Source organism: Nostoc sp. UIC 10890, assembly GCF_054786515.1.
This window is the reverse complement of the sequence record NZ_JBSGKF010000001.1, coordinates 2,913,257-2,931,528: the sequence shown is the minus strand read 5'-3', so window position 1 is coordinate 2,931,528 and position 18,272 is coordinate 2,913,257. Positions and strand designations below refer to the sequence as shown.

Here is an 18,272-nt window from a genome sequence, read left to right as displayed (position 1 = left end):
AGTTTTACTTCTTTTTAAGTAAGAGTATTAAATTATTGTATAAAGAGGGTTTTTCCCTCTTTTTTTATGTGGAAAATTGCTAGGAGTTAGGAGAATACGGTTCGGTTAAGGCAAGAGACGCGATAAATCGCCGTCTCTACAAAGGACTGATTATTGTAAAAACGGCGATTTATCGCGACTAAATAACTGGGGTGGAATATTGTGGCAAGCATTAAATGTAGAAATATCACTTTTGATAATATCCAGGCAATTTTATTTGACAAAAACGGTACTCTAGAAGATTCAGAAACGTATTTGCGATCGCTTGCACAAAAGGCAACAAGATTAATAGATGCTCAAATCCCTGGAACAGGGGAACCCTTATTAATGGCATTTGGCATCAATGGCAATTTTCTAGATCCCGCAGGTTTAATATCAGTAGCGAGTCGCCGCGAAACCGAAGTTGCGGCTGCGGCATATATTGCCGAAACTGGAAGGGGATGGTTTGAGTGCTTAAAAATAGCTCGTCAAGCTTTAGATGAAGCCGAGAAATACATTGGACAAACTCCTTCACCATTGTTTGTCGGTAGCTTAGAAATTTTGAAATACTTACAACAAGGTGGACTAAAACTTGGTATTCTTTCAGCTGCGACAACTGAAGAAGTACATAAGTTTGTCGCTAATCACCAGTTAAGTGATTATATCCAGTTGGAAATGGGAGTAGATGAGGGGCCGAGTAAACCAGACCCAGTGCTATTTTTGCAAGCTTGCCAAGCTTTGGGAGTCGAACCAGGCGCTACATTGATGGTGGGTGATTCAGTTGGTGATATGCAAATGGCACGTAATGCTAAAGCCGCAGGTTGTATTGGTATCACTTGGGTAGGTAAGTCAGATAATGTCCGAGGTGCAGATGTGGTAATTAATCAACTTGATGAAATCCAGATTTTAGAGGATTAAGTTATGGCAGTTTTCAATTGCGTATAAGGTTGAAATCACCAATCTTCGTTCCAAATTTCATCACCTTGAAAGGGCTAGTCCTAAAAACCTAGCTTGATAAGCATTTCCTCGTTCCCAGTCTCCAACTGGGAATGCATTCATTGAGTCTCTGACTCAATATCTGACTAGAGGCAGAGCCTCTAATCAGGCATTCCTATGCAGAGCATAGGAACGAGATAAACGAGAGAATAACGCGAAATTGATCTTTTTTTGACTTGTGTGTACACCGTAGCCTCTTTCTGGATTTTTCTTCAAATTTAGCTTACAGTGCTAATAAACACATACCTGAACATATTCATGAAATATTTCTCTACCTAACGGAGGAATTGAGAAAGATAGTATCAAGACAAAATAAACAGATATTCCGATCACCTGACGAACTTTAACTCATATTTCCCCATTTCTATCTAGCAATGGGGATTTTTTTTCAAAAGCTACCAACATAGAATTCAAATGAAATGTTTATCTGTCTTAAGGAGGAATAATATAAAGTCGATAAATAATAAAAACTTAAGTAGCCCGATTACCCTACCGGACTTTAGTTCTAACTCTCCTCATGTTTTTATCTAACGGGGGAGAGTTTACTTAATCGATTTTATTAAGAAGAATTCAGAATTCAGTAGTCAGAATTCAGTATGAATTGGAGTCCAATTGGATGATAGCGAAGCCTCAACTCTCATCTTGCACCACTACTCTAAAGCAAGCTACGCCCAGCGTCTCATAGAGAGAGTCTGAATATTCAGTTTAAAATTTCAATCCTGGTGGGCAAAACTAGTATTAATATTTTCCTTATTAAAACTCTATTCCTTTACCAGTAAAGTATTCACCAATTCTGAATTATATTTTATTCTTCCTCTTTCTTCTCTTCCAAATTGATTATCTTTGGATTTTGCAGAGTGATATGGCCTTCCTGACTCTGTTTTTTTTCTTTATTTTCTTGTACAACTTGAGTGGCATATATTTCCACATCTCGCTGAATAATATCTTCTACATGACCTGCGAACAGATTAAAAGCTTGTTCGTGGCTTGTATAATTAGAATAAGGGCCTGTCATCTGCGAGAATTGCCACCCTTGGGTTTTCAAAGATTCGACTGTACGGCGATAATGTCGCCAGCGTTCTCCATAGTGAAAAAACTCTTCAATGGCAGCACTAATAGCAACTATTTGGCTCAAACCAAAAGTTGACCAGATAATGATATCCCTTTTAGGAGTAGTGTTAATGTTTAGACTGACCAATGCTGGGAGAACTACACCACCAATAATAGTTGTGATCCGCAAATAATAATGGCGATCGCGCGATGAATTTGCCTTAGCTTCCATCCAGAGTACTTGGTCTAACCAGCGCGATCGCAAAAAATGTTTTTGCACATCGCCTAAGTTCATCCCTGCAAATAACTTGTTAAAATCTTCCCTTAAAAATTCCTGATAACTTTCTTTTTTTGCCATTATTTACTCCTCATTAGAAAGTAACCCCTTAATTACTTTGCCTAAATTGTCAACTCCCTTCTCTATGTCGCTTAAGTCGATGTATTGTAATGTACCAGATTTAGCCAGCTTTTTAGCTCGTTCATCGGTAGCCTTTCCACGCAAGGCATCTGCAAGTATATCTGCGGTTCTACCACTACCAGCAATCACAATAACTAACCTGCCAGTATTAACGCTAGACAACGCATCCTTAAAGGTAATTTCACCACCGTTCAGCAGTACTGTTACCGAAGGTGCGCCATTGGCTAGCACAGTCGCAACGTGAGATATCCAAGGAGACTCGTCGCCCCAATTCTTCCCAGGAACTAGCACAAAATGAGTGTGGTTTGGCTCTAAGGGTGTCAAATCAGCAGCCGTTTCTGAATTATTAGGTAAAGCCACTTTGCTTTCGGGTGTCACACCAACCAGGGCAAACTTAGCACCCATCTGAATACGAGCCTTACCCATCATTCGCATGATTCCTGCATCCGTACCCCCATCCACAACATAAACCCCTAAAGTTTCGGCGATGGGGGCTAAAACTTCCACAAACAACCGTTGAATTCGGAGAAAGTCAGCTTCACTGATGTTACTTGCACCCCCCACTACTACTAAAACAGGATGCGAACCGACAAGCCCTATTTCCTCAAGAGCATAAGGCAATTCTGCTTGCTGCTCAACTTGAGTAGCTAATGCTGTTTGCCCATTGTCAAAGGTAAGCTTTAAACAACTTTTCATTTTTTAAAAATACTGACTGCTTAGGTTTTCCAGCGTAGTGCTTCGCAGTCATTTTCTGCAAGTGTTGTATTCCGTTCTCACCTGAAGGATAAGGAATTTTATAATGCTTTTGTAGGGGTTGATCGTTGATTAATGTGCTACTAGATTTGCTCTTATATGTAAATGTTATATGTAAATGTCGATACCTGTTGTGGTGACAGAGCTTTGTCGTACCCCTCCGGGGAAGCAAGCTATGCGTAGTATCTCGTAGAGAAGTGCAGACTACACTTACACTCAAGTTTTTTACGATTATTTTGCTTGCTAAACAATTTTTTATGCACAAATTAAGAGCTTCTTGTTTGTTAGCATCATAAATTACGATTTTGCACTTTATTGATGGACAAAATCGCCAAATTTTAAGTTAATCTGAATGATTTGATTTTAACTATAAGTTCCTGCTCTATCACTTATTACCGCCACGGGTTCTGACTCTATATCATCTATTTTATTAAACTCTCCAGCCCGCCAGCTATCTGTTGTATCCTTGATAAAACTGGCAATAGGGATTGCAATTAACAAACCCAGTACTCCTCCTAACTTTGCCCCCAGCAATAAAGAAATCACCACCCATACAGGATTTAAGCCAGTCAAATTGCTGAGAATTCGAGGTGCAATAATATTAGAATTAACTTGGTCAATGGCAACAGCTACACCTAAGACTTCCACCCCTAACCAAAAATTTTGTAGCGCTACCAATAAACTTACTATGGCGATACCGACTCCCGTACCGAAGGGAAAGAGTGAAAATAAGCCAATGCCAATACCAAACAATAGAGCTAAGGGAACTTGCAGTGCTAAAAATACCAGTGTAATTGTCACCCCTAACACAGCTCCCAATGTTGCTTGACCGATGAAGTAATTGTGGAAATCCTCTCGCAGTAATTCCCGCACTCTTAACCCAATGTTATGGGGAAACCACTGAAAAACTCCGTCCCAAAGACGTTCACCATTCAATGTTAGGTAGATAGTTAGCACTACCGCCAGCAGCACGTTGAGAACAATACCAATGGTATCGACGGCAAAACCAAGAATTCTACCAGTGAAGGACTGAAGTTGGTTAGATAATCGTTCCAGAACTTGGGTAAATAAACCACTTAAATTAATAGGAAGTTGTTGTTGACTTAACGCCCAATCTTGAAAAGTTTGCAGCTGTTGAGTACCAGAATCAATCCAACTGGGCAAAATATTAGCTAGTTCAACGAGTTGTTGAATAATCAAGGGAACCAAGGTGATGCCTAGAGCTACTAAAATCACCAGAGTCAAAAGCAACACTCCCCCGATCGCCAAGTTGCGTTTCACTCCTTGTTCCTGAAGAAACTGGATTGGATAGTTCAATACAAAAGCCAGTAGGATGGCGGCGGCAATAATGCTAACCAAGGGTTGAAAATACTGTACAACCTGGATCAATAGCCAGCCGTTAAGAATGGCAATAGGAAATGCCAATCCTATAGTTAACCATCGCGGCAGTTTGTTTGCTGATTGCATTAGTGATGATCCTATAAGAGTTCTAACTTTATTTTGGCTTCTTGGGAGTGGGGAGTGGGGGAAGCAGAGGAGCAGGGGGCAAGGGAAAGGGGGGAGAATAAGATAAATTACCTCTTTCTTATCCCCTCTGCGCCCCGCACCCCGCCCCTCTGCCTCTTCTCCATGCCCAATTCCCAAATTATGTTGGATTTTTCTCAATAAAATCCAACATAATTTTCTGATGCATGTCCCCTAAAGGTCGGACTTCGCCTGCATTTTGTGAATAACAGTTACCTTGGCGAATATCTTCTGGCGTAAATAACCCCATATCCCAGCCCTCATTCAGAACTAGTTGATTTAATTCCACTAAGAGTGGTGCATGAAAGACATGACGGACAACTCTTTCGTTGGAATAACAGCCAAATTCAACGAATGGTGGTAATATGTAGCCGATTTCTTCTAAAATTTCTCGCTTTACTGCTATATCTGGCGTTTCACCAGGTTCGATGTGACCACCAAACAGCGCCCAATAACCAGGGTAGAGAATACCGGGGATGTTGTCGCGCAGTTGCATGAGAAACTTGTTTTTTTGGTAGAGAATTGCGATCGCTACATGCACCTGTTGATTGTTCATAAGTTCATTTTTAATTACTGAGTTACTCTTCTTCTAAATAAACTTCCCCCAATTCTTTGCCAGCTAAGGGAATACTTCGGTAGCGAACTGTACCCTTAATCACCACTTGTGCGCCCTCACTCAGGTTCTTTTGATTGGTGACAACCCAAATTTTGCCAGTTGAGTCATTAATTTTATAAGCCCACTGTTTCATCATGGGAGCTTGCTTTTCTACCTGACCTTGGATGTAAACTATAGCCTGATTGTCTTGTTTTGGTTTAATTTCTCCAATTGGGGTGACATTTGTCCCAATTTTTAAGCCATTCCCACTCAAGCCAGGCGATGTCAAGTTACCACAGCTACAAAGTCCCGCTACTAGAAAAAAAGTCAACCCCAGCCTATAAGGAACAATACTGTGCCGAGACAAGAACGAAAGGGACAAATTTCTTGTTTGTTGCATGAAAGCTACCGATTTATTTATTTTGGGTATTAGACATAGAAAAAAGACAAGGCAGAGGGCAAAGACAAAGAAGAAAAGAGACTTATTAAATAATTCCTCCTTGTCCCCCATGTCCCCCTGATCTCCCCATTCTCTGCTTCCCAATTCTTTATTCTTCAGATGATGCCGTTGATCTGAGAAAATAAATATTATGAATTTACTGTGAGAGAAACTCTACGACATCAAACAGCAACACAATAATAGTCGAAAGTCAAGATTCAATAATCAATATTTTCACTTTGGACTTTGGACAAAAAGCGAACATAGCTGGGAATTTTCATGGAAATAAAAACTGCCAAACTCCTTGATGGTAAAGCTTTAGCTGCAAAAATTCAGCAAGAACTTTCTGTTGCCATTACACAATTACAACCAAAAATTGGACGACCCCCTGGTTTAGCAGTGTTGATGGTTGGTGATAACCCAGCATCAGCCGCCTATGTACGCAATAAAGAAAAAGCCTGCGCTAAAGTTGGTATCGCTTCTTTTGGCAAACATTTTCCTGCCCAAACTACCTTGAAGGAGTTAGAAGAGGTAATTGCCGCACTCAACCACGATGAACGGGTGGATGGCATTCTTGTACAGTTGCCTTTACCTGACCACTTGGATGCTGTGGCTCTACTGCATCAAATCGATCCCGATAAAGATGCCGACGGACTGCACCCAGTGAACTTGGGGCGACTAGTACGGGGAGAAACTGGTTTACGCAGCTGCACCCCGGCTGGTGTGATGCGCCTTTTAGAAGAATATGAAATTCCTTTGCAGGGAAAAAATGCAGTAGTTGTAGGACGCAGTATTTTGGTGGGTAAACCTATGGCGTTGATGCTACTAGAAGCTGATGCTACAGTTACCATCGCTCACTCGCGATCGCATGACCTCAAAACCATTACCCAAAATGCTGATATTCTAATTGCAGCAGTAGGTCGTCCCGGATTGATCAATGCTGATATGGTGAAACCAGGCGCTGTTGTGGTAGATGTGGGAATGAACCGCGTCACCGACGCTAGTGGCAAAAGTCGCCTCATTGGCGATGTCGAATTTGAATCAACCGCTGGTGTAGCAGGATTTATCACCCCCGTTCCTGGTGGTGTTGGCCCTATGACTGTCGCCATATTGTTGCAAAATACATTGGACAGCTATTCCAGAGCGGCAAAAAAAGAAAAAGAGTGATGAGTAAAAAGTTAAGAGTTATTAATTCCTAACTCCTAACTCCTAACTCCTAACTCTTCATTTTTTTCAGCGCCACAGCACCTTAAAATTGTGACGTATAAGACAAAATCCCAAAGTGTCAGGAATGAAAGAATGGTAGCAACTGATAACGTTCAAAAGACACCACCAGAGGAAGCCACATTTAACTTAGCAGCTTATCTAAAAGAGCGACAAAAGCTTTGTGATAATGCTTTGGATCAGGCTATCCCCATCATTTATCCAGAAAAGATTTATGAGGCGATGCGCTACTCGTTATTAGCTGGAGGCAAGCGTGTACGTCCCATTCTTTGCCTTGCTACCTGTGAAATGATGGGTGGAAGTATTGAGATGGCTATGCCAACGGCTTGTGCTGTGGAGATGATCCACACAATGTCGTTGATTCATGACGACCTACCAGCGATGGATAATGACGATTACCGTCGTGGGAAGCTGACGAATCATAAAGTCTATGGCGAAGATGTGGCGATTTTGGCTGGAGACGGGTTGTTGGCTCTCGCTTTTGAGTTTGTTGCCCTTCAAACCCCCCAAAGTGTTCCCAGAGAGCTAGTCTTACAGGTAGTTGTCCGTCTTGGTCGGGCGCTGGGGGCAGCTGGTTTGGTCGGCGGTCAAGTTGTCGATTTAGAGTCAGAGGGGAAATCAGATATTTCCTTAGAAACGCTAAATTTCATTCATCAACACAAAACGGCCGCCCTTTTGGAAGCTTCTGTAGTTTGTGGCGGGATAATTGCCGGGGCATCACCTGAAGATGTGCAGCGATTGACCCGTTATGCTCAAAATATTGGGCTAGCATTCCAAATCATAGATGATATTCTGGATATCACTTCTACCCAAGAGGAATTAGGTAAAACTGCTGGCAAAGACCAAAAAGCCAAGAAAGTGACCTATCCCAGCCTTTGGGGACTTGAGGAATCGCGATCAATTGCCCAAGAGCTAGTTAAAGCAGCTTGTGCGGAATTAGAACCATTTGGGGAGAGAGCCAAATCACTCCAAGCGATCGCTCATTTTATTATCAGCCGCAATAACTAGTAACGCTTTTGGTAATTCGTAATTCGTAATTCGTAATTCGTAATTTCCATACTGCAAGCGTTTCATTGATTTGCAATGGGTGGTTATATTGAGTCCATGCTTTACTACACCGCCCTGCGGAATTCAAACTTTACTCATTCAAAATTCAAAAAGCTTATCATCTAAGCTTTTTGGTGATTTTGAATAATTGGTCTGTTTCCGTCGTAATGTACTTAGGTTAATTTTGGATTTTGGGTTGAATCTAAATGTTTCCTCAACCGACAACTGCTGCTAATATTTACTAACCTAACCAAAATACCATGCAGGACATAGGCAACATTTTAGACAACCGGGTGCTGCTGGTTGCTCTGGTAGCTTGTTTAATTGCTCAAGCATTAAAGCTCGTAGTCGAGATCATCAAACATCGCAAACTTAATATACGTGTTTTGGTAACAACAGGAGGTATGCCCAGTGCCCATTCAGCTTTAGTTACAGCTTTAGCCGCTGGCGTAGGGCAAACACTAGGTTGGGCATCCCCTGATTTTGCCGTTGCGATCGTTTTTGCCATTATCGTCATGTATGATGCAGCCGGAGTACGCCAAGCAGCCGGTAAGCAAGCTCGTATTCTCAATCAAATGATTGATGAATTATTTCATGAAAAACCAGACTTTAGCCAAGACCGTCTCAAGGAACTACTCGGACACACACCAGTTCAGGTAATCGCTGGGTCGGCTTTGGGTATAACCATCTATTGGTTAGCTAGGTCTGCTTATTAGTCAATAGTCTACAGTCTATTAACCAATGACTAATGACTAATGACTAATGACTAATGACTAATGACTAATGACTAATAGACTACAATCGCACAGTTGAGCGCAGCAGAATCACCTTACGACTATCTACGATGCTGGCAACGAAACCGCCATTGTTCAGCTTTTGTAATGTGTTGTATGCTTCGCTTTGGTTAGTGGTATAAACTGCTAGCAAGTAAGGGCGTTGTCCATAAGAAACAAAACCTACGTTACCTCCTACCGCTTGCTGCACACTATTTACTAGTTCTGGACGGTTGTAATAATCTACCAGCACTGCATAACCCTCTCCTAATGCTTGAGGATTATAGGTGACTGTCTGCTGTGGTGACTGTGGTTGTCTCTGTGGCTGTGGCTGTTGCTGTGGCTGTGATTGTGGCTGGACATCTGCTGCTGTTGGTCGAGTGGTAATTATGGCAGACAAGCCAACAATATTGCTGACATATCTCGCCCAACGATTAGCATCATCAATTTTGTTAAAGCCCCCTACTCGCGTCACAGTTTCGTTGAGATATTGACAGGTGATTGTCTTAAGTTCAGGTGGTAAGGCACTACGCAACTGCTTTTGATTATTTGCTGTCGGACTTACTACTAATAAAAGATATTCACCCGCATTTGGTGGTTGACAGAGGGGAATTGCTTGTTGGGCAAAGACAGAACTCATCCCACCAATCAGCCCTGCGTAAGCGAAGCTCGCCGTAGATATCGCTAGTCCTAAAACACTTGGTAAAGTCTGAAATCTATGCACAAAAGTTAGATTATGTAAATCAAGGTGTCTTAGAAGATTTTATAAGAAAAAAGCTGAAAACCCAGCTACTTCAGTATGTAGATAAAAAGAGTGTCAAAAAATATATTTTGTTACTCACAAATAAAATTGGGACTGGGGACTGGGGATTGGGGACATGAGGGAGAATATTGAATAAGTCTCTTCCTTGTCTACCATGCCCAATGCCCCATGCCCAATGAATTCCCAATGCCCAATTTCTAAGATACAGTAGCAAGCGATGCCAATGCATCGGGTATTGCTTCAGAAGGAGCCTGGAATTCTCCAGTGATGACGTACTCTAAACGCAGTTTTAACCAAGTAATAAATTGGGGATTTGTAGAAATAATTGCTACTGCTGGTTGGGGACACTTCGCCTTTAGCTCTGCAAACTGCGGTGTTTCCAAGAAAGCTGGTTGCTCAACTAACCAAAAATCTATTTGTTTTTCTTGTTCGTGGTAGTGACGAGTGCGTTCTTTGATAACTTCGTGTATCGGTTCTTCTTCGAGAAGAAAACGTTGACTGGCCAAAACGTAATGGTATGTTTGCATTTTCATCCTTTGGTTGCTATGTGAATAATTTAAGGGTACAGTGCTGTACTGTGCCCTTACAAACTAACTTTTGTTGGATTTCTTGAACCAAGAACTGAACGGACAAGCACTTTTCTCGTTTTCAGCTTTTGTTTGTTTGCCACCAGATGTTAGCTTTTCCAAGAACAGATTATTGTCAAAGTAGTGTTCTAAGGAAACAACCTTCAAGTCATCGGTAACTTTTGCAATGCTCATGCCGATAATTTCTACTGTCTCTCCAGTAGGTGCATAGTCTTTGTATTCTCCTTTAAAATGTCCCCAATGCCGCCATTTGAATGTGACATTTGGTGGCCCTGAGTAAACTTCCAATACTTCCCAAGGAAATCCTTGGGGAAACGTTGTGTGGAAGAGTTTTGCGGATGATTCAAAGCTTTCTTCTGAGGCTTTGTAATGCTCTGAATCAGTCATAAATAGATTGTAAGTACCTTGGGCTGATAAATCTGCTGCGGTGTACTCAACTCCGCCATTGGTACTCACGCGAAACTGTTCATTAACAATAGACAACCACTCTTGTGGGTTCGCTTTGAAGGACACCTCCATCTCGAAGGTTCGCACCAAGTTTTGTACGATCGCTTCCAGTGTACCTTCAAGGTGATTGTAGATACTTTCTTTAGCGAGATTCTCTTTTGAGCGGGAATAATCAGGCGGTGTCTGATAGCGCCACTCGACATCAGTGCTTTCTGCTATCACCTTATCTCTATCTTGTACCCAAAGTGGCAGGTTGTTAGATTCTGTTGCGCTCATAGAAGTTTTTGCTGAAGATTTGATCCCAATTTCTAGATTTCGCAGTGACAACCCTCTGTGGGGATTGGGGATTGGGGATTGGGGATTGGGGACTGGGGAAGAAACAAATTTTCTATTCCCTATTTTCTATTTTCTATTTTCTATTCCCTATTCCCTATTCCCTCTTATCGCTTGTTTCATCTCGCGGACTGCCCTTTCTATACCTACTAATGCTGCCCGACTGATGATGGTATGACCAATGTTCAGTTCTTCCATGCCGGGAAGCGCAGCCACCGGATAGACGTTCCAGTAAGTGAGTCCATGCCCAGCGTTGACTCGCAATCCAGCTTGAATCGCTTGTTCACACCCTTTCGCTAATATGGCTAATTCTCGATGGCGATTTGTCTCATCCTTAGCTTCAGCGTATTGTCCGGTGTGCAATTCAATAAATTGCGCTTGCACCTTGACAGATGCTTCGATTTGTGCAGGTTCAGCATCGATAAATAAACTAACTGGAATGCTAGCGCTTTGCAATTTATCGACTATCTCACCTATTCTAGCAATCTGCCCAATAATATCTAGTCCGCCTTCTGTTGTGACTTCTTCGCGTTTTTCGGGGACTAAGGTCACGTAATCTGGTTTGATATTGAGAGCGATCGCTAGCATTTCATCTGTAGCGGCCATTTCTAAATTAAGATGCGATCGCACTGTTTGCCGCAATATCCGCACATCCCTATCTTGGATATGCCGCCGATCTTCGCGCAGATGCACTGTAATCCCATCTGCACCCGCTAATTCTGCCAGCACCGCAGCTGCCACGGGATCTGGTTCCACCGTCCGCCGTGCTTGCCGGATAGTGGCGATGTGGTCAATGTTAACACCAAGTGTAGGCACCCCTAATTTCTCCCAAATCCACAGTCCTCAGAACTTGATTTTACCGGAAATAGCGGGAGTTTTGCTTGAGGATCTACAGACACATCACACAAGTGAAATGCAATGTCTACGAATTACGTTAGCGCAGCGGTAGCGAGTCCACGAGCGTCATTACGAATTACGAATTATTGGGTTGTTAGGCTGCTGGCGTTGAGCAATTTGGATTAATAATCGCAATGCCTCATTCACGGATGCATCCGTCGGAAAAGCTTGGGCAACGTCAGGCTCTAGAAGGACTAAATTTGTCCCGGCTCGGTATCGCTCAACATACTTACCTTTTACACCTTTTGCCATCTTCGAGAAGTCGTATTCAGGACGTAGTTCGTCTTCTAGCTCGTCAATTTCCTTCTTCATAAAACCTCCTTTCTTGGCGGGTGGCTTTTCTAGCACTGATGATTCGAGTGCGATACACAGGATTAAATGCGATGTCTACGATGGGCTATGCCTACACCTAAAAGAAAACTGAGTTAGAAAAAGCTGGTTTTTGGGCAGACTACTTTAAATAAATAGCTGATTTCACAAGAGTTGATCAAGTATGAATACAGCAGTTGAACCGATGGACAAGCTTTTAAACTATCGAATTACCGAACAACTTTATGCCGGCTCTAGAACCTTAGTTTATCGTGCAATTCGAGAGGCTGATCAACTTCCGGTTGTGATCAAACTGCTTCAGCAGGAGTATCCCAGCTTCAATGAACTGTTGCTGTTCCGTAATCAATACACGATCGCTAAAAATATTGACTTACCCGGTATTGTTCATCCCTACAGTCTAGAACCTTATGGCAACAGCTATGCTTTGGTGATGGAAGATTTTGGTGGTATTTCCCTCAGAGATTGGATGAACCAAAAAATAGGGAGCAACCAATATACTCTGACAGAGTTCTTGGAAATTGCGATCGCTCTGAGCAATATTCTTGACGGACTCTATCGCCATCGGATTATCCACAAAGACATCAAACCTGCCAACATCCTGATTAACCCGGAAACTAAGCAAGTTAAGTTGATTGACTTTAGTATTGCCTCTCTTTTACCTAGAGAAACCCAGGAAATTCACAGTCCTAATGTCTTAGAAGGTACTCTCGCCTACCTTTCCCCGGAACAAACTGGGCGGATGAATCGCGGAATTGACTATCGCAGTGATTACTACTCTCTTGGTATCACTTTCTATGAACTACTTACCGGAGAGCTACCTTTCCAGTCTAATGATCCGATGGAGTTGGTTCACTGTCATATTGCCAAGCAACCGGAACGATTAGGAAGCAGGGGGGAAGAGGAGATTCCCGAAGTTCTTTGTGACATTGTAATGAAATTGATGGCGAAAAATGCTGAAGACCGCTATCAGAGTGCATTAGGGCTAAAGTATGATTTAGAACAATGTTTAGAGCAACTGGAGAATACGGGTAGAATTGAGAGTTTTCCAATTGCACAAAGGGATATTTGCGATCGCTTCATCATCCCAGAAAAACTCTACGGTCGCCAAGCCGAAGTTGAAAGCTTGCTAGATGCCTTTGAGAGAGTCAGTCAGGGAAGTACTGAAATTATGTTGGTTGCAGGTTTCTCTGGGATTGGCAAAACTGCTGTGGTGAACGAAGTCCACAAGCCAATTGTGCGACAACGGGGTTACTTTATTAAAGGTAAATTTGACCAGTTCCAGCGCAACATACCTTTCTCTGCTTTTGTCCAAGTTTTCCGAGACTTAATCGGGCAACTGCTAAGTGAAACTGACGTTCAATTCGAGCAGTGGAAGTACAAAATTCTCTCTGCTTTGGGTGAGAACGGACAAGTGATGATTGAGGTAATTCCAGAACTGGAAAGTATCATTAGTAAACAGCCTCCAGCGCCGGAACTTTCTGGGAGTGCCGCACAAAATCGCTTCAATTCGCTGTTTTTGAAGTTCACTCAAGTGTTCACGACAAAAGAACATCCATTGGTGATCTTTATTGATGATTTGCAATGGGCTGATTCTGCTTCTTTAAAGTTAATGCACTTGTTAATGAGTGAAGCTGACATTGGTTATCTACTATTAATTGGTGCTTATCGAGATAACGAAGTCAACCCAGTACATCCACTGATGTTGACTTTGGAAGAAATTCAGAAGTTAGGCGCTACAGTCAATACGATTACTTTATCGCCCCTGGATCAGATTTCTATTAATCATTTGGTTGCAGATACATTGAATTGTTCTCTAACATTAGCTGCACCATTAACAGAGTTAGTATTAAGTAAAACTAAAGGCAATCCTTTCTTCAGTGCCCAGTTTCTCAAAGCTCTATATCAAGATCAACTTATTACATTTAACTCCCATCACTCCCCACAGGGAGGAATTCAAAGGGGATGGGAATGTGATGTTGCTCAGGTGCGATCGCTCGCTTTGACCGATGATGTAGTAGAGTTTATGGCAATTCAACTGCAAAAGTTATCAATTGGAACTCAAGCAGTCTTGAAGTTAGCGGCTTGTGTAGGAAACCAATTTGATTTGGCGGCATTAGCGATCGTCTATGAAAAATCTCAGGTGGAAACATCCGCAGATTTTTGGAAAGCTATGCAAGATGGGTTGATTATTCCTACCAATGAGGTCTACAAGTTCTATCAAGAAAATTCAGAATTTCTACAACCCAATTCTCCTGACTCCTGTTCTTACAAATTTCTCCATGACCGTGTTCAGCAAGCTGCCTACTCTCTAATCCCTGAATCTCAAAGAAAAGCTACTCATTTAAAAATTGGGCAATTACTCTTAAACAACACATCACCATTAGCACTCGAAGGTAGTATTTTTGATATTGTTAATCAGTTAAATGAGGGAATTGACATAATTGATGAGCAATCCTCAAAATATGAACTAGCTCAACTAAATTTAATTGCTGGGAAGAAAGCTAAAGCTTCCACTGCTTATAGAGCAGCCGTGAAATATTTCACGTTAGGTAGAGAGTTATTAATAGAAGAAAGTTGGCTAACTAACTATCAACTAACCTTTAGATTACATCGAGAATCTGCGGAATGTGAATATTTGACTGGTAATTTTGATGAGGCAGAGAGATTATTTGATTTGGCATTATATCATTGTCAGGATAAGTTTGAACAAGCAGATATTTATCGAATTCAGATGCATCTGAAAATGACTCAGGGCGAAAATATAGAATCTGGCTTTGAAGCTGGGTTAAAAGGTTTGAGCATCATGGGGATGCATTTGCCAGTCACTTCTGAAAAACAACAAGCTGCTATCGAAACTGAACTTGAAGAATTAAAAGCTAAACTTCAAACGATTCAGATAGCAGATTTGTTCGATCTGCCTGAAATGACAGATCCAGAGAAGAAAGTTTGTATGGGTCTTTTAGCTGATCTTTGGGCAGCTGCTTATATGGGAGGAGATCAAAATCTTAGTTGTTTGATGCCTCTATTAATGATCAGTTTATCGTTGAAATATGGCAATGCAGAAAGCTCTGGTTTTGCTTACTGTCTATATGGAATGAGTCTGGCAAATAAAGGTAATTATCAAACTGCTTATGAGTTCGGTACACTAGCACTAAAAGTTGATCACCATTTTAATAGTACTCAATTTATACCTAAGAGTAATAATATCTTTGCACACACAACTAATCCCTATAATCAGCATTTAAAAACAAATTTGCCAATTTCTCAACAATCATTCCAAGTCTGTCAAGAAACTGGAAATTTGGTGTTCGGGGTTTGGGCAGTTTCTTTCTTGATTTGGGCAATGTTAATTAAAGGCGATCGCCTCTCGGATGTCTACACGGAAACTGAGAAATATTTGGGATATGTACAACAGGTAAATGATACCAATATGCTGTATGCATTTACTTTACAACGGCAGTTTTTATTGAACTTACAAGATATATCTAAAAACACCGATTTATTAGATGATTACAATGGCGAAGATATTCCCTATATAGAAGTTTGGCGACAGAAGAATAACTTTGAGCATGGAATTAATTGGTACTGCTTTCTCAAAATCCAATTATCATATCTTTATGGCCGCTATGCAGATGCAGTAAAAGCAGCAGAAGAAGCTGATAAAACCCTTGCTTCTAACTCTGGCTTTTTCCCAATTATTCAATATCATTTCTATTATCCACTCAGTTTGATAGCCCTCTATCCCAATGCAACATTAGAGAAGCAAAAGCAATATTGGGAGATTATCCGAGAGCATCAACAAATTCAAAAAACCTGGGCGAATAATTGCCCAGAAAACTTTCTGCATCGCTATCTATTATTATCTGCGGAAATAGCAAGAATTTCTGGTAAGTATATGGATGCAATCGAGTCATACGATCGCGCCATTGCGAAAGCCAAAGAAAATGAATATATCAATGAAGAAGCTCTCGCCAACGAACTCGCAGCCAAGTTTTATTTAGAATGGGGCAAAGAACGCATTGCCCAAGAGTATTTGATTAATGCTTATTATTGCTACACCCACTGGGGCGCTAAAGCTAAAGTCGATGATTTAGAACAGCATTATCCAAAATTGCTAGCTCCTATTTTACAACAGATGCGGCCACCACTCACACCCAATGAGACGATCGCAAATATTGACAGCATTGCTACCTTCCACCCAAGTATCAGTAAATCAATCACTTCTAGCAGCAGTGCATCAGTAATGCTAGATTTGGCAACAGTTATCAAAGCATCTCAGACTCTCTCTAGTGAAATCGAACTGGATAAATTACTTACTAAGCTGTTGCAAGTTGTGATTGAAAATGCTGGAGCAGATAAGTGTGTTTTACTACTACTTAAAGAAGATAGATTGGTAATTGAAGCTACTACTGAAATTGGGCAGCAATCAACCATGCTACAGTCCATTTTTGTGGAAGATAGCGCAGAGGTTCCCCATAGCCTGATTTACGCCGTCAAACGCAGCCTACAAACTAGCGTCATCTTTAATACAACATTGTCTCCGGCCCTGATAGCTGATCCTTACATCATTCGTCAGCAACCCAAAAGCTTGCTGTGTATGCCGATTTTGTATCAAGGCAAACTGTTGGGGATTTTGTATTTAGAAAACAATCTTACTACTGGAGCGTTTACTAGCGATCGCGTCGAAGTTCTCAATCTGTTATGCACTCAAGCTGCAATCTCCCTAGAAAACGCCCGACTTTATCAACAAGCACAAGATACTTCAGAAAACCTAAGACAGACTGAACAATTCTTGCGATTAATTATGGACAATATTCCCCAGTCTGTTTTCTGGAAAGACCGCAATAGTGTTTATTTAGGTTGTAACCAGAAATTTGCTGAAATTTCGGGTGTAGGAGTGCCAGAAAATGTTGTTGGGAAAACAGACTACAATCTCTCTTGGACTCCTGAGGAATCAGATTGGTATGTAGAGTACGATCGCCAAGTCATAGAGTCTGGACAAGCTCAACTCAACATTATCGAAACAGTGCTGCAAGCAGACGGAAAACAAATCTGGTCAAATACAAATAAAATTCCTCTAAAAGATCGAGAAGGAAAGGTTTTTGGCATCCTTGGCACATGTGAAGACATCACTGCACCTCAACAAGCACAACAATTATTGCAACAGCAAAAGCAACAATTAGAACAAGCGTTGCAAGAACTCCAAACAATGCAATTGCAATTGGTACAGGGTGAAAAAATGTCTGCCCTTGGTAATTTGGTAGCAGGTGTTGCTCATGAAATTAACAATCCTGTTGGCTTCATAGCTGGCAATTTAGAACCAGCGAAAGATTATATCAAAGATTTGTTTACACTAATTAAGCTTTATCAACAAAAGTTTCCCAATCCCGGCTCAGAGATTGAAGACGAAATTGATGCTATTGACCTAAATTATTTACTTGAAGATTTACCTAAATTGCTGGATTCGATGAAATTAGGTGTTAGCCGTATCCGCAGTATTAGTACCAGTTTGCGAACCTTCTCCAGAGCAGATAAGGATTATAAAGTTCCCTTTGATATTCACGAAGGCATTGACAGCACTATTTTGATTCTTAGACATCGTTTAAAGGCTAACGAAAACCGTCCAGCAATTGATGTAGTTAAGAATTATGGCAAACTCCCCCTAGTGGAATGTTTTGCTGGACAACTTAATCAGGTGTTTATGAACTTGTTAGCAAATGCTGTTGATGCACTTGAACAATACAATACAGAGCGGAGTTTAGAAGCGATTCTAGACAACCCTAATTGCATCACCATTCAAACCTGTGTAGCAGACTCAGGTAAGGATGTTTTGATTAAGATTGCTGATAATGGCGTGGGAATGTCACCAGAAGTTAAACAAAAAGTTTTTGACCATCTATTCACCACCAAGCCTGTAGGACAAGGCACTGGATTGGGATTAGCGATCGCTCGTCAAATTGTCGTGGATGCACATGGCGGTTCCCTATCTTGCACTTCAGAACTTGGAAAGGGTACAGAATTTATCATTCAAATCTCTACTCAACAACAATGATGAGTGATGAGTAATGAGTAATGAGT

The 18,272-nt window shown here is 41.3% G+C and carries 15 protein-coding genes; 5 read left to right on the top strand and 10 right to left on the bottom strand.

What is annotated here, in order from left to right:
* The first annotated feature begins 201 nt into the window (after positions 1–201).
* Positions 202–936, top strand: a complete 735-nt coding sequence (locus ACWATR_RS11640) for an HAD family hydrolase (RefSeq protein ID WP_460332380.1) — start codon at positions 202–204, stop codon at positions 934–936.
* A gap of 883 nt (positions 937–1,819) precedes the next feature.
* On the opposite strand, the gene ACWATR_RS11635 is transcribed toward ACWATR_RS11640, so the two are convergent.
* The 5 genes from ACWATR_RS11635 to ACWATR_RS11615 form a co-directional block, all read right to left on the bottom strand.
* A complete protein-coding gene (locus ACWATR_RS11635) occupies positions 1,820–2,422 on the bottom strand; it encodes a DUF4231 domain-containing protein (protein WP_460332378.1) in 603 nt (200 codons plus the stop codon).
* A gap of 3 nt (positions 2,423–2,425) precedes the next feature.
* Entirely contained in the window at positions 2,426–3,178 is a 753-nt protein-coding gene (locus tag ACWATR_RS11630; protein WP_460332376.1) for a hypothetical protein, read from the bottom strand.
* Between the two features lie 420 nt (positions 3,179–3,598).
* Positions 3,599–4,702, bottom strand: coding sequence for an AI-2E family transporter (locus ACWATR_RS11625; RefSeq protein ID WP_460332374.1), 1,104 nt, complete (start codon positions 4,700–4,702; stop codon positions 3,599–3,601).
* A gap of 178 nt (positions 4,703–4,880) precedes the next feature.
* Positions 4,881–5,315, bottom strand: a complete 435-nt coding sequence (locus ACWATR_RS11620) for an NUDIX hydrolase (RefSeq protein ID WP_460332372.1) — start codon at positions 5,313–5,315, stop codon at positions 4,881–4,883.
* Positions 5,316–5,337: 22 nt separating this feature from the next.
* Positions 5,338–5,754 carry an OB-fold nucleic acid binding domain-containing protein gene (locus ACWATR_RS11615; RefSeq protein WP_460332370.1) on the bottom strand — a complete coding sequence of 139 codons (417 nt, stop codon included), beginning with the start codon at positions 5,752–5,754 and terminating at the stop codon, positions 5,338–5,340.
* A 318-nt stretch (positions 5,755–6,072) separates the two neighbouring features.
* Between ACWATR_RS11615 and folD the strand changes: the two genes are divergently transcribed.
* The 3 genes from folD (at position 6,073) to ACWATR_RS11600 (ending at position 8,780) form a co-directional block, all read left to right on the top strand.
* Complete coding sequence (gene folD, locus ACWATR_RS11610; protein WP_460332368.1) at positions 6,073–6,960, top strand: bifunctional methylenetetrahydrofolate dehydrogenase/methenyltetrahydrofolate cyclohydrolase FolD; 888 nt, start codon at positions 6,073–6,075, stop codon at positions 6,958–6,960.
* A gap of 132 nt (positions 6,961–7,092) precedes the next feature.
* Positions 7,093–8,025 (top strand): geranylgeranyl diphosphate synthase CrtE, encoded by a 933-nt coding sequence (gene crtE, locus ACWATR_RS11605; RefSeq protein ID WP_460332366.1) that lies wholly within the window; start codon positions 7,093–7,095, stop codon positions 8,023–8,025.
* A 299-nt stretch (positions 8,026–8,324) separates the two neighbouring features.
* Positions 8,325–8,780: a divergent PAP2 family protein gene (locus ACWATR_RS11600; RefSeq protein ID WP_181932004.1), complete on the top strand. Its 456-nt coding sequence runs from the start codon at positions 8,325–8,327 to the stop codon at positions 8,778–8,780.
* A 79-nt stretch (positions 8,781–8,859) separates the two neighbouring features.
* Here the strand turns inward: ACWATR_RS11600 and ACWATR_RS11595 are convergent, their stop codons facing one another.
* The 5 genes from ACWATR_RS11595 to ACWATR_RS11575 form a co-directional block, all read right to left on the bottom strand.
* Positions 8,860–9,561, bottom strand: coding sequence for a hypothetical protein (locus ACWATR_RS11595; RefSeq protein ID WP_460332364.1), 702 nt, complete (start codon positions 9,559–9,561; stop codon positions 8,860–8,862).
* 236 nt (positions 9,562–9,797) lie between these two features.
* Positions 9,798–10,127 (bottom strand): MgPME-cyclase complex family protein, encoded by a 330-nt coding sequence (locus ACWATR_RS11590; protein ID WP_069067862.1) that lies wholly within the window; start codon positions 10,125–10,127, stop codon positions 9,798–9,800.
* A gap of 63 nt (positions 10,128–10,190) precedes the next feature.
* The gene (locus tag ACWATR_RS11585) at positions 10,191–10,910 is read right to left on the bottom strand and encodes a SnoaL-like polyketide cyclase (protein ID WP_460332362.1); all 720 of its coding nucleotides are present in this window, start codon (positions 10,908–10,910) and stop codon (positions 10,191–10,193) included.
* Positions 10,911–11,057: 147 nt separating this feature from the next.
* Positions 11,058–11,783, bottom strand: a complete 726-nt coding sequence (locus ACWATR_RS11580; RefSeq protein ID WP_460332360.1) for a pyridoxine 5'-phosphate synthase — start codon at positions 11,781–11,783, stop codon at positions 11,058–11,060.
* 150 nt (positions 11,784–11,933) lie between these two features.
* Positions 11,934–12,176 (bottom strand): hypothetical protein, encoded by a 243-nt coding sequence (locus tag ACWATR_RS11575; protein ID WP_460332358.1) that lies wholly within the window; start codon positions 12,174–12,176, stop codon positions 11,934–11,936.
* Between the two features lie 181 nt (positions 12,177–12,357).
* On the opposite strand from ACWATR_RS11575, the gene ACWATR_RS11570 reads away from it, so the two are divergent.
* Positions 12,358–18,246 carry a trifunctional serine/threonine-protein kinase/ATP-binding protein/sensor histidine kinase gene (locus ACWATR_RS11570; RefSeq protein ID WP_460332356.1) on the top strand — a complete coding sequence of 1,963 codons (5,889 nt, stop codon included), beginning with the start codon at positions 12,358–12,360 and terminating at the stop codon, positions 18,244–18,246.
* Positions 18,247–18,272: the final 26 nt, after the last annotated feature.

What these genes read in the sequence shown, in the direction of transcription:
- ACWATR_RS11635 (WP_460332378.1), bottom strand. Translation starts at nt 2,422, where the DNA reads ATGGCAAAAAAAGAAAGTTATCAGGAATTTTTAAGGGAAGATTTTAAC.
- ACWATR_RS11630 (WP_460332376.1), bottom strand. Translation starts at nt 3,178, where the DNA reads ATGAAAAGTTGTTTAAAGCTTACCTTTGACAATGGGCAAACAGCATTA.
- ACWATR_RS11625 (WP_460332374.1), bottom strand. Translation starts at nt 4,702, where the DNA reads ATGCAATCAGCAAACAAACTGCCGCGATGGTTAACTATAGGATTGGCA.
- ACWATR_RS11620 (WP_460332372.1), bottom strand. Translation starts at nt 5,315, where the DNA reads ATGAACAATCAACAGGTGCATGTAGCGATCGCAATTCTCTACCAAAAA.
- ACWATR_RS11615 (WP_460332370.1), bottom strand. Translation starts at nt 5,754, where the DNA reads ATGCAACAAACAAGAAATTTGTCCCTTTCGTTCTTGTCTCGGCACAGT.
- folD (WP_460332368.1), top strand. Translation starts at nt 6,073, where the DNA reads ATGGAAATAAAAACTGCCAAACTCCTTGATGGTAAAGCTTTAGCTGCA.
- crtE (WP_460332366.1), top strand. Translation starts at nt 7,093, where the DNA reads ATGGTAGCAACTGATAACGTTCAAAAGACACCACCAGAGGAAGCCACA.
- ACWATR_RS11600 (WP_181932004.1), top strand. Translation starts at nt 8,325, where the DNA reads ATGCAGGACATAGGCAACATTTTAGACAACCGGGTGCTGCTGGTTGCT.
- ACWATR_RS11590 (WP_069067862.1), bottom strand. Translation starts at nt 10,127, where the DNA reads ATGCAAACATACCATTACGTTTTGGCCAGTCAACGTTTTCTTCTCGAA.
- ACWATR_RS11585 (WP_460332362.1), bottom strand. Translation starts at nt 10,910, where the DNA reads ATGAGCGCAACAGAATCTAACAACCTGCCACTTTGGGTACAAGATAGA.
- ACWATR_RS11575 (WP_460332358.1), bottom strand. Translation starts at nt 12,176, where the DNA reads ATGAAGAAGGAAATTGACGAGCTAGAAGACGAACTACGTCCTGAATAC.
- ACWATR_RS11570 (WP_460332356.1), top strand. Translation starts at nt 12,358, where the DNA reads ATGAATACAGCAGTTGAACCGATGGACAAGCTTTTAAACTATCGAATT.